This window comes from uncultured Streptomyces sp. (genome assembly GCF_947488945.1).
Classification (GTDB): domain Bacteria; phylum Actinomycetota; class Actinomycetes; order Streptomycetales; family Streptomycetaceae; genus Streptomyces.
In genome coordinates this window covers 247,501-261,564 of sequence record NZ_CANLBS010000011.1, presented here as the reverse complement: position 1 = coordinate 261,564, position 14,064 = coordinate 247,501, and the positions used below count along the sequence as shown (strand labels likewise).

At 71.4% G+C, this 14,064-nt stretch carries 14 protein-coding genes; 6 read left to right on the top strand and 8 right to left on the bottom strand.

Features of this window, described 5'->3' with window-relative positions:
* On the top strand, nucleotides 1–460 hold a 460-nt coding region (locus Q0994_RS19905; protein ID WP_299536757.1), incomplete at its 5' end, for a hypothetical protein.
* A gap of 268 nt (nucleotides 461–728) precedes the next feature.
* Here Q0994_RS19905 and Q0994_RS19900 read toward each other — a convergent pair.
* Nucleotides 729–1,391 carry a DNA-3-methyladenine glycosylase gene (locus Q0994_RS19900; protein ID WP_299536754.1) on the bottom strand — a complete coding sequence of 221 codons (663 nt, stop codon included), beginning with the start codon at nucleotides 1,389–1,391 and terminating at the stop codon, nucleotides 729–731.
* A 90-nt stretch (nucleotides 1,392–1,481) separates the two neighbouring features.
* Here Q0994_RS19900 and Q0994_RS19895 point away from each other — a divergent pair, with 90 nt between their 5' ends.
* The 3 genes from Q0994_RS19895 to Q0994_RS19885 all read left to right on the top strand — a co-directional run bounded on the left by Q0994_RS19895 (nucleotide 1,482) and on the right by Q0994_RS19885 (nucleotide 3,566).
* On the top strand, nucleotides 1,482–2,264 hold the full coding sequence (locus Q0994_RS19895) for a sporulation protein (RefSeq protein ID WP_299536751.1): 783 nt from the start codon (nucleotides 1,482–1,484) through the stop codon (nucleotides 2,262–2,264).
* A 106-nt stretch (nucleotides 2,265–2,370) separates the two neighbouring features.
* Entirely contained in the window at nucleotides 2,371–2,916 is a 546-nt protein-coding gene (locus Q0994_RS19890) for a YbhB/YbcL family Raf kinase inhibitor-like protein (protein ID WP_299536749.1), read from the top strand.
* A 140-nt stretch (nucleotides 2,917–3,056) separates the two neighbouring features.
* Nucleotides 3,057–3,566, top strand: coding sequence for an HNH endonuclease (locus tag Q0994_RS19885; protein ID WP_299536747.1), 510 nt, complete (start codon nucleotides 3,057–3,059; stop codon nucleotides 3,564–3,566).
* Between the two features lie 78 nt (nucleotides 3,567–3,644).
* On the opposite strand, the gene Q0994_RS19880 is transcribed toward Q0994_RS19885, so the two are convergent.
* The 4 genes from Q0994_RS19880 to Q0994_RS19865 form a co-directional block, all read right to left on the bottom strand.
* Nucleotides 3,645–4,412, bottom strand: a complete 768-nt coding sequence (locus Q0994_RS19880; protein ID WP_299536745.1) for a sulfite exporter TauE/SafE family protein — start codon at nucleotides 4,410–4,412, stop codon at nucleotides 3,645–3,647.
* A 124-nt stretch (nucleotides 4,413–4,536) separates the two neighbouring features.
* Nucleotides 4,537–5,466: an SPFH domain-containing protein gene (locus Q0994_RS19875; protein WP_299536743.1), complete on the bottom strand. Its 930-nt coding sequence runs from the start codon at nucleotides 5,464–5,466 to the stop codon at nucleotides 4,537–4,539.
* A gap of 135 nt (nucleotides 5,467–5,601) precedes the next feature.
* Entirely contained in the window at nucleotides 5,602–6,030 is a 429-nt protein-coding gene (locus tag Q0994_RS19870; RefSeq protein ID WP_299536741.1) for an NfeD family protein, read from the bottom strand.
* Between the two features lie 59 nt (nucleotides 6,031–6,089).
* Entirely contained in the window at nucleotides 6,090–6,887 is a 798-nt protein-coding gene (locus tag Q0994_RS19865; RefSeq protein WP_299536739.1) for an ABC transporter ATP-binding protein, read from the bottom strand.
* Between the two features lie 124 nt (nucleotides 6,888–7,011).
* Here Q0994_RS19865 and Q0994_RS19860 point away from each other — a divergent pair, with 124 nt between their 5' ends.
* On the top strand, nucleotides 7,012–7,800 hold the full coding sequence (locus tag Q0994_RS19860) for a hypothetical protein (protein ID WP_299536736.1): 789 nt from the start codon (nucleotides 7,012–7,014) through the stop codon (nucleotides 7,798–7,800).
* 111 nt (nucleotides 7,801–7,911) lie between these two features.
* Here Q0994_RS19860 and Q0994_RS19855 read toward each other — a convergent pair whose 3' ends face one another.
* Nucleotides 7,912–8,556: a response regulator transcription factor gene (locus tag Q0994_RS19855; protein ID WP_299536733.1), complete on the bottom strand. Its 645-nt coding sequence runs from the start codon at nucleotides 8,554–8,556 to the stop codon at nucleotides 7,912–7,914.
* The gene (locus Q0994_RS19850) at nucleotides 8,549–9,694 is read right to left on the bottom strand and encodes a GAF domain-containing sensor histidine kinase (RefSeq protein WP_299536730.1); all 1,146 of its coding nucleotides are present in this window, start codon (nucleotides 9,692–9,694) and stop codon (nucleotides 8,549–8,551) included. The genes Q0994_RS19855 and Q0994_RS19850 overlap by 8 nt, the downstream gene beginning before the upstream one ends.
* A gap of 436 nt (nucleotides 9,695–10,130) precedes the next feature.
* Between Q0994_RS19850 and Q0994_RS19845 the strand changes: the two genes are divergently transcribed.
* A complete protein-coding gene (locus Q0994_RS19845) occupies nucleotides 10,131–10,925 on the top strand; it encodes a transglycosylase SLT domain-containing protein (RefSeq protein ID WP_299536728.1) in 795 nt (264 codons plus the stop codon).
* A 96-nt stretch (nucleotides 10,926–11,021) separates the two neighbouring features.
* Here Q0994_RS19845 and Q0994_RS19840 read toward each other — a convergent pair whose 3' ends face one another.
* Nucleotides 11,022–13,619 carry an FHA domain-containing protein gene (locus tag Q0994_RS19840; RefSeq protein WP_299536726.1) on the bottom strand — a complete coding sequence of 866 codons (2,598 nt, stop codon included), beginning with the start codon at nucleotides 13,617–13,619 and terminating at the stop codon, nucleotides 11,022–11,024.
* Nucleotides 13,620–14,064: the final 445 nt, after the last annotated feature.

Below are 14,064 nucleotides of genomic sequence, written 5' to 3'. Positions count from 1 at the left end.
CGTCCTGAGCCAGGATCAAACTCTCCGTGAATGTTTTCCCGTAATCGGGATCACAGCACGAGAGCGGGACGACCAGGTCGGAATAAGACCGGTCGTCCACAGCGTCCTCGCTGTTGTTGCCCACCCGACCCCGAAGGGCCGTGCAGGACTTTTCAAAGGAACCACCAACCTGCCGAAGCAGGCCGGGGTATCAACATATCTGGCGTTGACTTTTGGCACGCTGTTGAGTTCTCAAGGAACGGACGCTTCCTTCGGTCCCGTATCACCGGGGACCTCCGGGCGCTTCCCTTCGTTCTTGCGTTTCCGACTCTATCAGACACTTTCCTGTCCGATTCCCGGCCGAAGCGGGTCAAGCACTTTCCGCTTTCCAGTTCTCCGCTTTCGCGTTTCCCTTTCCGGCGATATCCACTTTACCAGACCGTTTTCCGTGCCGTTGCCGGCTCGTATCCGCATCGGGTGACCCGTGGACCGGGTCTTTCGCCTTTCGGCTTGCTCACCACCGTAGTCGATTTCCTTGACGACTCATAATCGAGCAATGAATATGAATTACGGGCACGCCGAATTCATACCCGTCAGGGCGATCGTTGTTGGTGGGTGGTTGGCCGCGCGGGCTGTCCGGTCGGGTCCGAAGGACCGTCCCACAACAGTGCCCGGGTAAAGCGGCTCGGACCACATTAGGCGTCGGCGGCGACCGAGTCAAGTCGCGGCGGTGCCGCCGCGGTCCGGCGTCAAGACCGCCTGCGGCGCGGAACGTGGGCCCGGTACGGACTGACGGTGGGGTCCCCGTCGATCCAGAAGCGCCAGGGCTGGTGGGCTCCGTCGCCGCCGACCCCCGTGCGAGGTCCGCTGCGTACCAGGTCAGGGGCGACCGGCGTGCCCCGCAGCACGCCGAGCGGTCCGTCGGCGGCCGGGGCACCGGCGGCGGTCCCGCCCACCACGTCACTCCCGTTCAGTGTCCGGTCGACCGCCAGAGCGGTGGCGAGCCGGGCCGGACCTTTGGCCAGTTCCTTGTCGGACCGGGCCGAAAGCCGACGGGGACGGGCGAGTTCGGCGCCCCGGCGGACCTCGCCGGCCCGGAGCAGTACCCCGCTCGCCCTCCCCTCCGGTCCGCACACCAGATTGAGGCAGTGCCACATGCCGTACGTGAAGTACACATAGGCGTGGCCGGGCGGCCCGAACATGACGTCGTTGCGGGCAGTCCTGCCGCGGAAGGCGTGCGAGCCGGGATCGACCTCCCCGGCGTACGCCTCCACCTCGGTGATGCGCAGTTCGACGACGCCGTCCGGCCCGCGTCGCACCAGGGTGCGGCCGAGCAGGTCCGGTGCCACGTCGAGCACCGACCGGTCGAAGAACTCCCGTGTGAGCGGCTTGCGGTCCATGCCCTTGTCCATGCGCTCCGAGGGTACTGGCAGCGGACGCGAGGGAACCGGCTACCGTCGGGGCGCGTATGTAGGGGTCAGACACACCTAGGAGGAGAAGACATGGGCTTCAAGCGGCTGCTCGCGAGCATGGGCGCCGGTGGTGCTTCGGTGGAGACCGAGCTCACCGAGGCGAACGTCGTCCCCGGCGGCATCGTCCAGGGCGAGGTGCGCATCCAGGGCGGTTCGGTCAGCCAGCAGATCGAGGGGCTGTCCGTCGGCCTCCAGGCGCGTGTCGAGGTCGAAGGCGCCGACCAGGAGACCAAGCAGGACATCGAGTTCACCAGGCTGCAGCTCGGCGGCGCCTTCGAGGTGCAGGCCGGCGCGGTGCACGTCGTCCCGTTCGGGCTGGAGATCCCCTGGGAGACGCCGATCACCACCTTCGCCGGGCAGCGGCTGCACGGCATGAACATCGGCGTCACCACGGAGCTGCAGATCGCCCGGGCGATCGACCCGGGTGACCTGGACCCGATCGACGTGCACCCGCTGCCGGCCCAGCAGGCCATCCTGGACGCCTTCGGGCAGCTCGGCTTCCGCTTCCGCAGCGCCGACATGGAGCGCGGTCACATCCGGGGCACCCGCCAGCGGCTGCCGTTCTACCAGGAGATCGAGTTCGTGCCGCCGCAGCAGTACCGCGGGCTGAACCAGGTCGAGCTGTCCTTCGTCGCGGACGACCGGGCGATGGACGTCGTCCTGGAGATGGACAAGAAGCCCGGCCTCTTCAGCGAGGGCAGTGACTCCTACCGGACCTTCGAGGTCGGCCTGCACGACTTCGCGCAGACCGACTGGGCCGCCTACCTCAACCAGTGGCTGGCGCAGGTGGGCGGACAGCGCAACTGGCTCTGACGGCCGGGGCCCGGCGCGCGGCGGGCGCCCCGGGGATCGCCGGGGGCAGCCCGTAAGGTCGGTGGGGAAGCTTTCGCCCCATCGAGCCACAGGAGAGGTGCTTGACTTGACCGAGCCGAAGAGGGCCCCGCTGCCGCACGACTTCCACCCCGAGGTGCCCGCCTTCACGGTCGTGAGCGACGACCTCGCGCCGGGCGGCGTGCTGGCGGACGCGCAGGTGTACGCCGCCGGGAACGCCTCGCCGCAATTGCGGTGGGAGGGGTTCCCGGCGGAGACCCGCAGTTTCGCCGTCACCTGCTTCGACCCGGACGCCCCCACCGGCAGCGGGTTCTGGCACTGGGTGGTCTTCGACATCCCGGCCACGGTCACCGGGCTCCCGGCGGGCGCGGGCAGCGGCGCGTTCGACGGACTGCCGCCGGGCGCCGTCCAGGCCCGCAACGACTACGGGTCGAAGGAGTTCGGCGGCGCCGCCCCGCCGGCCGGTGAGAACCACCGGTACGTGTTCACCGTCTACGCGGTGGACACCGAGAAGCTCGGCGTCGACAGCGACACCCCGCCCGCCGCCGTCGGCTTCAACCTCCGCTTCCACACGCTGGGCCGCGCCCAGTTGGTCGGCGAATACACGGCTCCCGCGGACAACTCCGACAGCTGACCCCCCTTCCGCCGTTTGCCCTGCCCCGGTCTTGGAGAGATCAGGGCAGGGCGTTTTTTATTGCGTTGTCCATGACCGCCCGCCCGGCCAGAGTTGATCCGGGCCCGCCGGGCGGCGGGCGGCACAGGGAGGTGGGCAGGATGCGGGACACGCTGGTTCTGAATGCGAGCTTCGAGCCACTGTCGACGGTGACCCTCAACCGTGCGGTGGTGCTCGTCCTGACGGACAAGGCCGTCGTGGAGCAGGCGCACCCCGACCTCCGTATGCGGGGTGCCGAGGTGGACATACCGCTGCCCCGCGTGATCAGGCTCTGCCGGTACGTCCGGGTGCCGTTCCGAAGACAGGCCCCGTGGTCCAGGAGGGGTGTGCTGGTCCGGGACCAGCACCGGTGCGCCTACTGCGGGCGGCGGGCGAGCACCGTGGACCATGTGGTGCCGCGCGCGCAGGGCGGCCAGGACACCTGGCTGAACACGGTGGCGTCGTGCGCCGAGGACAACCACCGCAAAGCGGCGCGGACCCCGGAGCAGGCCGGGATGCCGTTGCTGCGGGAGCCGTTCGTGCCGTCTCCGGCCGACGCGATGCTGCTGGCGCTCGGGTCCGTCGACCGGTCGGCGCTGCCGGCCTGGCTGGAGCGTACCGCCGCCGCGTGACGGCGGGAGCGCGCGGAACCGGTGCGTACAACGCCGTGCGGGCGGGCCCGTCTCCGGGGGGAGGCGGGTCTGCGCAGGTCAGCGGAGCAGCAACTGGACGAGGGCGCAGAGGCCGACGGCCACGACGAGGCAGCGCAGGACGACGGGGCTGAGCCGGCGGCCGACCTTGGCGCCGAGCTGGCCGCCGATCGCGGATCCGACGGCGATCAGGGCCACGGCGGTCCAGTCGAAGTCGGCGACGAAGAGGAAGAACAGGGCGGCGACGCTGTTCACGACGGCGGCGAGGATGTTCTTGACGGCGTTGAGCCGCTGCATGGTGTCGTCGAGCAGCATGCCCATCAGGGAGAGGTAGACGATCCCCTGGGCGGCGGTGAAGTAGCCGCCGTAGACGCTGGCGAGGGCCAGGCCGACGGAGAGCAGCGGGCCGCCGTCGGGCCGGGCGGGGGTGCCGGAGCGTTCCCGCCGGTGCTGCACGGCGCGGGTGATGCGCGGTTGCAGGACGATCAGGACGAGGGCGAGGGCCACCAGGACCGGCACGACCGTCTCGAACGCGGTGGACGGCAGGGCCAGCAGGAGGGTGGCGCCGGCGAGGCCGCCGATGAGGCTGCTGAGGGCGAGCCGCAGGACGCGGCGACGCTGGCCGGCGAGTTCCTTGCGGTAGCCGATGGCTCCGCTGACGGAGCCGGGGACGAGGCCGAGGGCGTTGGAGACGGTGGCGGTGACCGGGGGCAGTCCGGTGGCGAGCAGCACCGGGAAGGTGATCAACGTGCCTGATCCGACGATGGTGTTGATGGTGCCGGCGCCGATTCCGGCGGCGAAGACGGCCAGCATCTCCCCGATGGACATGCCCGTCCCTTCGGTGGTCGGTGGACCCGTTCCGGGGGCCGCCCCGCGGGGGGCTTCGGACCGGAGGCCCTCGCCGCGACGGGCGCGGGAGGGCCTCACCGATCATGCACGACGGGACGTGCGGTCAGTCGACCGGGGGTTCCTCGCGGCGTTCTCTGCCGGTGTTGAAGCCGGGGGCGCCGTTGCCGAGGTTGCCGAAGGCGCCGCTGAGGCCCTTGAGGGCGTCGCCGATCTCGCTGGGCACGATCCAGAGCTTGTTGGCGTCGCCCTCGGCGATCTTCGGCAGCATCTGGAGGTACTGGTACGAGAGCAGCTTCTGGTCCGGGTCGCCCGCGTGGATGGATTCGAAGACCGTGCGGATGGCCTGGGCCTCGCCCTCGGCGCGGAGCGCGGACGCCTTGGCCTCGCCCTCGGCGCGCAGGATGGCGGACTGCTTCTCGCCCTCGGCGGTGAGGATCTGGGACTGCCTGATGCCCTCGGCGGTGAGGATCGCGGCGCGCTTGTCGCGGTCGGCGCGCATCTGCTTCTCCATCGAGTCCTGGATGGAGGTGGGCGGTTCGATGGCCTTGAGCTCGACGCGGTTGACGCGGATGCCCCACTTGCCGGTGGCTTCGTCGAGGACGCCGCGCAGGGCCGCGTTGATCTCCTCGCGGGAGGTCAGGGTCCGTTCGAGGTCCATGCCGCCGATGATGTTGCGGAGGGTGGTGACGGTGAGCTGCTCGATCGCCTGGATGTAGCTGGCGACTTCGTACGTCGCGGCGCGGGCGTCGGTCACCTGGTAGTAGATGACGGTGTCGATGTTGACGACCAGGTTGTCCTGGGTGATCACCGGTTGCGGCGGGAAGGGCACGACCTGTTCACGGAGGTCGATCCGGTTGCGGATGGAGTCGATGAACGGGACGACGATGTTCAGGCCCGCGTTGAGGGTGCGCGTGTACCGGCCGAAGCGTTCGACGATGGCCGCGCTGGCCTGCGGGATGACCTGGATCGTCTTGATCAGGGCGATGAAGACGAGCACCACCAGAATGATCAGGACGATGATGATCGGTTGCATCGTGACCTGGAACCCTTCGCTAGCCGACGGAGCGGATGATCGGGGCCGGTCGTCCGCGGGGCGGGAAGCCTCGTGGAGATCGGCATGATCCACTGCGAGTCTCGCAGAACGCGGCCTGCCGCGTGGGCCGTTCGGTCACATGACGACCGCCGTCGCCCCGTCGATGTCCACCACGTCGACCTGTGCGCCGGGTTCGAAGCTCATGCCGGGTTCGTAGGAGCGCGCCGACCAGACCTCTCCGGCGAGCTTGACGCGTCCGCCGTCGCCGTCCACGCGTTCCAGCACGACGGCCTGACGGCCTTTCAGGGCGTCGATGCCGGTGGCCGTGCCGGGCCGGTCGGAGCGGTGCCGGGCGGCGATCGGGCGGACCACGGCGATCAGCGCCACCGAGACGAGGACGAACACCAGCACCTGCGCCACGATCCCGCCGCCGAGGGCGGCCACGACCGCGGCGGCCACCGCCCCCACGGCGAACATGCCGAACTCCGGCATCGCGGTCAGGACGAGGGGGATCCCCAGTCCGACCGCGCCGATCAGCCACCAGACCCACGCGTCGATGTCCACCCCGCCATGGTAGGGCGGCGGGCCCCTCCACCGACAGGGTGCGCGGGGGCGGGAACCGGTCAGGAAAGGGGCAGTCCGTGCGCGGTGTAGCGGTCGCCGGTGTGCTCGACGACGAGGGGCAGCCCGAAGCAGCGGGAGAGGTTGCGCGAGGAGAGCTCGGTCTCCATGGGGCCGGCCGCGAGGACCTTGCCCTGACGGATCATCAGGACGTGGGTGAAGCCGGGGGCGATCTCCTCGACGTGGTGGGTGACCATGATCATGGAGGGGGCGTACGGGTCGCGGGCGAGGCGGCCGAGGCGGCGCACCAGGTCCTCGCGTCCGCCGAGGTCGAGTCCGGCGGCGGGCTCGTCGAGCAGGAGCAGCTCGGGGTCGGTCATCATGGCGCGGGCGATCAGGGTGCGCTTGCGCTCGCCCTCGGAGAGGGTGCCGAACTTGCGGTCGAGGTAGTCGTTCATCCCGAGCCGGTCGAGGAAGGCACGGGCGCGCTCGACGTCCACCTTCTCGTAGTCCTCGTTCCAGGTGGCGGTCATGCCGTACGCGGCGGTGAGGACGGCCTGCAGGACGGTGAGCCGCTTGGGCAGCTTGTCGGCCATGGCCACGCCGGCGACACCGATGCGGGGGCGCAGCTCGAAGACGTCGGTGCCGACGCCGCCGAGGCGCTCGCCGAGGATGTCGACGCTGCCTGCGGTCGGGTAGAGGTAGCTGGAGGCGAGGTTGAGGAGGGTGGTCTTGCCCGCTCCGTTGGGTCCGAGGATGACCCAGCGCTCACCCTCCTTCACCGACCAGGAGACGTCTTCCACCAGAGCGCGTCCGTCGCGGACCACGGATACGTCCACCAGCTCCAGTACATCGCTCATGAGCGCGTTGTCTCCCCATTGCAGTGTCGAGAATCGTCGCGTGCCGGAGGGCACGGCTCCCACGCAAAACTTACGCCACCGCGCGGGTGGTCCGGCGGCGAGGTCCGTTCCCTAGGCTGTCCCCATGCTTCTCGAACCACGCTCAGGGCTGCTGGCCGCCTGGGGAAACGCACTGCTGGCCGGTCTCGTGTCGCCGGACGACGCCGCCGCGTCGATCGTCGGGCAGGACGCGGTGCACCGCGTCGAGGGTCTCGCGGGGGAGGCGGGGCCGGTCGGGCTGACGCTGGCCCTCGGCCGGTTCCGGGGGCTGGGGGTGACCGGCTTCCGGGTGGCGCTGCCGGCGCCGGGGCATCCGCTGGGGCTGAGCGGCCCGCCGGAGTTCAACGCGCGGGCGCTCGACGCCGAGGAGGCGGTGGTGGCGCACGGCGCCCCGTACGGGCTGGTGCCGGAGGTGACGGAGGCGGGCCCGCCGGGGGACGTGCACGTCGAGGTGGTGTGGCGGGTGCTGCCGGTGCGGGAGGCGCCGCCGGCGGACGTGCCGTCGCTGGGCGAGGCGGAGCGGGAGCTGGCGGAGGCGCTGCGGGACGCGACGGCGCTGCTGTCCCGGCTGGACGTGGCGGGCTCGGGTCCGGTCGCGGAGGCGGCCGTGGACGCGTACCGGGCACGGGCCGAGCGGTCCGGTGAGCTGTTGGCTCCGGGGTATCCGCCGCGTGCGGTGCGGGTGCTGGAGCTGGCCCGGCGGGTGGGGCTGCTGGTCGAGGTGGCGTACGGGAACGGGCACGGGGGCGCGGTGAGCGCGTCGGAGATCGCGGCGCGGGGCGAGGCGCTGCGTCCGGTGGAGCGGGTGGCCCGGCGGGCGCAGGTCGCGGCGTACAACGCGTACGTGGAGGAGGCCGAGCGCGGGCGGCGCTGACCCGCGCCGGCGGGGTAGGGGCTGAGGCGGACGGGTGCCGGTCGGTGGCGGGCGCCCGGGTCCGTGCCGTGCCGCTCCGCGGGCCCCCGCGCGCTCCGCGGCCCGGCCGGGTCAGTCCGCCATTCCGTTCCGGACCGCCCAGAGCGCGGCCTGGGTGCGGTCGGCCACGTCGAGCTTCATCAGGATGTTCGAGACATGGGTCTTCACCGTCTTCTCGGAGAGGGTGAGGGAGCGGGCGATCTCCCGGTTGGAGCGGCCGTCGGCGATCAGGCCCAGCACCTCGCGTTCGCGTTCGGTGAGCGTGGTCCCGCGGCCGGTGCCGGGGCCCGTCTCGTCCTGGGCGAGCAGTGCGCCCGCGACCTCGGGCTGGAGCAGGACGTGCCCCGCGTGGACGGAGCGGATCGCTCCGGCCAGCGCGTCCGGGTCGACGTCCTTGTAGACGTATCCGGAGGCGCCGGCGCGCAGCGCGGGCACGACGGTGCGCTGCTCGGTGAAGCTGGTGACGACGAGGATCCTGGCCGGGTTGTCCAGTTCGCGGAGGCGGCGCAGTGCCTCGATGCCGTCGGTGCCGGGCATCTTGATGTCCATCAGCACGACGTCGGGCGCCAGTTCCTGCGCCCGCGCGACGCCCTCCGCCCCGTCGGCGGCCTCCCCCACCACCTCGATGTCGTCCTGCACCTCCAGGAAGGTGCGCAGTCCGCGGCGGACCACCTGGTGGTCGTCGACCAGCAACACCCTGATGGTCTTGTCAGCCACCGGGGACCTCCATCCCGATCGTGGTGCCCCTGCCGGGCTCCGAGTCGATGGTGAGCGTCCCGCCGACGCTGTCCGCGCGGTGGCTCATGGAGACGAGCCCCAGGTGCCGGCCCGCCTCGCGGACCGCCGTGGGGTCGAACCCCTCGCCGTCGTCCGTGATCCGCAGCACCGTACCCGTACCGCGGCGTTCCAGTACGACGGACACCTCCGCGGCGCCGGAGTGGCGCAGCGCGTTGTGCAGGGACTCCTGGGCGACCCGCAGCAGCGCCTCCTCCTGGGCGGCGGGCAGCGCCCGCACCCCGGTCGCGGTGAAGGAGACCCGCGCGCTGTGCGCCCGGTCCAGGACCTGGACCTGGGTGCGCAGGGTGGCGACCAGGCCGTCCTCGTCGAGCGCGGCGGGGCGGAGTTCGACGACGGCCGCGCGCAGTTCCTCGACCGCTTCGGCGGCGAGGGCGGCGACCTGCTGCAGTTCGCCCTTGGCGCGGCCGGGGTCGCGGTCGACGAGGGCGGCGGCGGCCTGGGCGGTGAGCCGGAGCGAGAAGAGTTTCTGGCTGACGGCGTCGTGGAGTTCGTGGGCGAGGCGGGACCGTTCCTCGGCGATGGTCAGCTCGCGGCTGCGTTCGTAGAGGCGGGCGTTGGTGAGGGCGATGGCGGCGTGCTGGGCGAGGATCGACAGCAGTTCCTCGTCCTCCTCGGTGAAGCCGCAGCCGCCCTCGGGCTTGGCGCACCGTTTGTTGGCGAGGTAGAGAGCGCCGATGATCTCGTCGCCGTCCTGGATGGGCAGGCCGAGGAAGTCGGACATCTCGGGGTGGGCGTCGGGCCAGCCGCCGAAGCGGGGGTCCTCGCGGACGTCGGCCAGCCGCTCGGGCTTCGCCTCGTGGAGCATCGCGGCGAGGATGCCGTGCTGCCGGGGCAGCGGGCCGATGGCCTTCCACTGGGCGTCGGTGACGCCGTCGACGACGAACTGGGCGAACCCGCCGTGGTCGTCGGGGACGCCGAGGGCGGCGTACTCCGCGTCCAGGAGTTCGCGGGCGGAGGCGACGATCGTCTTCAGCACGTCCCGCATGTCGAGGTGGCGGCTCATGGCGAGCAGCGCCGCGCTGACCGCGGCGAGACCCGACGGTGGGCGATGGCTCATGCGCCTCACGGTACCGGCGGGGCGGGGCGCCCGTATCGGGCTGCGGCCGGGGGCGGGCCGGGCCCCGGGGCGTAGGTCCGCGGGCCCCTGCGCTCGGGACGGCGGGGGCCCGGGCAGCAGCCGGCCAGCCCCTCACGCTGCGAGTTGCTCGCGCAACGAAACGTGAGTTCGCGGGGTGCGGCGTGTGAGGCCAGGCATAGGACCCAGGTCACTTACGAAGAGGACTAGTGGTCGGAAATGGGGCAAGGAGCCGAGTCTAGGTGGGGGCAATTCGGACAAACGTCATGCCATTCCACTACCCGGCTTCGTACGTCACACCATTGCCACAAAATTTTGCTGCCGCTAAGAATTGCACCTGTCCCCGACGAGTGGCGCACCGCAGCGTCCCGTCGTCGTCCTCCGTGAGGGCGCCTGCGATTCGAAGAGGTACGTCTACATGTCCGCGTCCAGCAATTCCGGTTATCGCCGCCTGAACAAGGCCCAGAAGCTCTCCGTCGCGGGTGTCTCCGCGCTCGGAGCCGCTGCCCTCGCACTGACCCTGGTGCCCGCCGGCAACGCCGATGCCGAAAGCGCTCCGCAGGCCGTCTCCGCGGAAGCCGTCGCGTTCGACGCGGCCGGCTCCGCCCAGGCCAAGACGCTCCAGAACAGCACCATCGAGAAGAACTCCACCGCCGAGCAGCTCGTCAAGGCCGCCGACGCGGTCAAGGCGAAGGCCGCCGCGGAGAAGAAGGAGGCGCTGGCCGACGCCCAGGCCGTCGCCGACGCCAAGGTCAAGTCGAAGGCCGTCGAGGCCGCGAAGGCCAAGAAGGCCGCCGCCGCCAAGGCCGCCGAGGTGAAGAAGGCCGCGGCCGCCAACGAGCGCAGCGAGGTCAAGACCGCGAGCCGCTCCGCCGCCCGCACCCCGGTCTACGCCGACAACCTGCACGGCTGGATCAGCGAGGCGCTCTCCATCATGAAGAAGGAGGGCATCCCCGGCACGTACGAGGGTCTGCACCGCAACATCATGCGCGAGTCCAGCGGCAACCCGAACGCCATCAACGACTGGGACATCAACGCCCAGAACGGCGTTCCGTCGATCGGTCTGCTGCAGATCATCAAGCCGACCTTCGACTACTACCACGTGCCCGGCACCCCGCACACCCAGTACGACCCGGTCGCCAACCTGACCGCGGCCGCGAACTACGCGGCGGACAAGTACGGCTCGATCGACAACGTCGACAGCGCGTACTGACCGACGCCTCCCGGCCGCACGGCCGGTCCTCACGACGCCGGAGGGCGGCACCCCGTGACGGGGAGCCGCCCTCCGGCGTCTTCGCGTGCGCCTGGCCTACTTGCGCATGACTTCCGGCTCGTGGCGGCGCAGCAGCCGGGCCACCGCGAAGCCGCACGCCACGCCGAGGAGGAGCAGCACGCCGAGGTTCACGCCCCACTGGCCGACCGAGTGGTCCCACAGCGGGTCCAGGTCGGCGGGGTTCTGCGGGTCCCACGGCGGCATCAGATGGGCCAGGTCGAGCGTCGAGCCGGCCGCGGCCATCGCCCAGCGCGACGGCATCAGCCACGCGAACTGCTCCAGCCCCGGCGAACCGTAGACCTGGAAGAGCACGCCGGTGAAGACGACCTGGATGATCGCGAACATGACCAGCAGCGGCATCGTCTTCTCGGCGGTCTTCACCAGCGAGGAGATCACCAGGCCCACCATCATCGAGGTGAAGCCGAGCGCGATGACCGAGACGCAGACCTCCGCCGCGGGCGGCAGCACGAGCCCTTCCGCGGGCAGCTCGCGGGTGGCGAAGCCGATGCCGCAGATGATGACGCCCTGGAGTGCGGTGATCACGCCGAGGACGATCACCTTGGACATCAGGTAGGCGGAGCGGGAGAGGCCGGTGGCCCGTTCCCGTTCGTAGATGACCCGTTCCTTGATGAGCTCGCGCACCGAGTTGGCGGCCCCCGAGAAGCACATGCCGACCGCGAGGATCAGCATGATCGTCCCGGCCTTGCCGTTGAACCTGGCGGGCGGGGTGGGCGCGGCCAGGCCGAAGTCGGACGGAATGACCACGCTGACCAGGCCGAGCACCGCCGGGAGGATCACCATCAGCCCGAGGAAGCCCTTGTCGGACGCGATGACGGAGACGTACCGGCGCATCAGGGTCCACAGCTGCGTCAGCCAGCCCTGCGGCTTCGGCGGCCGCATCTGCTGGGGCGGCGGCATGTGGACGGGCTGGGCGGCCACCGCGTCGATGTCCGCCGCGTACATCTGGTAGTGCTGCGAGCCGCGCCAGCGGCCCGCCCAGTCGTAGTCGCGGTAGTTCTCGAACGCCGAGAAGACGTCCGCCCAGGAGCCGTAGCCGAAGAAGTTGAGCGCTTCCTCCGGCGGGCCGAAGTAGGCCACGGAGCCGCCGGGGGCCATCACCAGCAGCTTGTCGCAGATCGCCAGCTCGGCCACGGAGTGGGTGACGACCAGGACGGTGCGGCCGTCGTCGGCGAGGCCGCGCAGGAGCTGCATCACGTCGCGGTCCATGCCGGGGTCGAGTCCGGACGTCGGCTCGTCCAGGAAGATCAGCGACGGCTTGGTCAGCAGCTCCAGGGCGACCGAGACGCGCTTGCGCTGCCCGCCCGAGAGCGAGGTCACCTTCTTGTCCTTGTGCACGTCGAGCTTCAGCTCGGCGAGCACCTCCTGGATGCGGGCGTTGCGCTCGGCCTTCGTCGTGTCCGCGGGGAAGCGGAGCTTGGCCGCGTAGCCGAGGGCCTTGGTGACGGTCAGCTCCTTGTGCAGGATGTCGTCCTGCGGGACCAGACCGATGCGCTGGCGCAGCTCGGCGAACTGCTTGTAGAGGTCGCGGTTGTCGTAGAGGACGTCGCCCTGGTCGGCGGGCCGGTAGCCGGTGAGCGCCTTGAGCAGGGTGGACTTGCCGGAACCGGAGGGTCCGATGACCGCGATCAGCGACTTCTCCGGGACGCCGAACGAGACGTCCTTGAGGATCTGCTTGCCGCCGTCGACCGTCACCGTCAGGTGGCGGGCGGAGAAGGAGACCTCGCCGGTGTCGACGAACTCCTCCAGCCGGTCCCCCACCAGCCGGAACGTGGAGTGGCCGACGCCCACGATGTCCTGCGGGCCCAGCAGCGTCGTGCCCGACTTCGGCAGGTGCTGGCCGTTGACGTAGGTGCCGTTGTGGGAGCCGAGGTCCCGGATCTCGTAGCGCCCGTCGGGGGTGGCGTGGAACTCGGCGTGGTGGCGGGAGACCTGGAGGTCGGAGACCACGAGGTCGTTCTCGAGCGCGCGGCCGATGCGCATGACACGGCCGAGGGCGAGCTGGTGGAAGGTGGTCGGGCTGCGGTCGCTGTGGACCGGCCGCGCCCCGCCGGACGCCGGACCCTGCTGCGGCGGGAGCCCGCTCCGCGCGAGCGCCTGCGGCTGCTGCCATCCCTGCTGCGGGGGCACCGCGGCGGCCTGCTGCGGCGGCGGCCAGGGAGCGGCCTGCGGCTGGTGCGCCGGCGGCTGGGCCGGGGGCTGCTGGTGCACCGGCGCCTGGGCCGGCGGGTGGAACGCGGCCCGGTCGGCCGGTGCGGGCGCGCCCACACCGGCGTGCGCCTGTCCGGCACGCGCTCCGGGGTCCACCGGCGCGCTCTCGGTGAGGCGCAGGTGCGGGCCGTCGGCGGCGTTGCCCAGACGCAGTTCGGAGCCGTGGGCGAGATCCAGCCGTTCGACGCGCCGGCCCCCGGTGTACGTCCCGTTGGTGCTGCCGTGGTCCTCGACGGACCAGCCGCGGCCGTCGAAGCTGATCGTGGCGTGCCGCCACGAGACCCGCGCGTCGTCGACCGTCACGTCCCCCTGCGGATCCCGGCCGACCGTGTACGACCTGGACGGATCGAGGGCCCAGGTCCTTCCATTCAATTCCAGTACGAGTTCCGGCACTCCGCGCCCCACTAGTCGTCCCCCGAATTCCCCCCGTCGCGGGGAGGCTGAGGATGCTGAACATCGGGGGCACTATCTCAGGAGCACGCCCCGGACCGAAAGCCGGGCGGGTCCCGGAACCCGTCGGCCGCCGGGCCGGACGGCCGCAGCCCACCGGCGAAAGCGTGCGGTACCGGCACATCGGCGACGAGCGGGCCGGTACCTCTCCGAACGGGTGCGGGGTGGCGAACCGGGCGGCCTCGGCCGGACCGGCCCGTGCCCGCGACCCGCCGCCGCCCGGTGCGGGCCCTGCCACGCCCTCACCACCGTGCGGTTCGGGCGGCCCCGGAGCACGTACTGCCGCGGTGAGGGCCCCGGCGGCCCCCACGTCCGAGCCGGGGCCGCAGGTCACGGCCGGGACGGGGGCCCGCGTCGGCCCCGCCGTGTCCGATGGCCGGGACACCACGCCGGGCGCGTG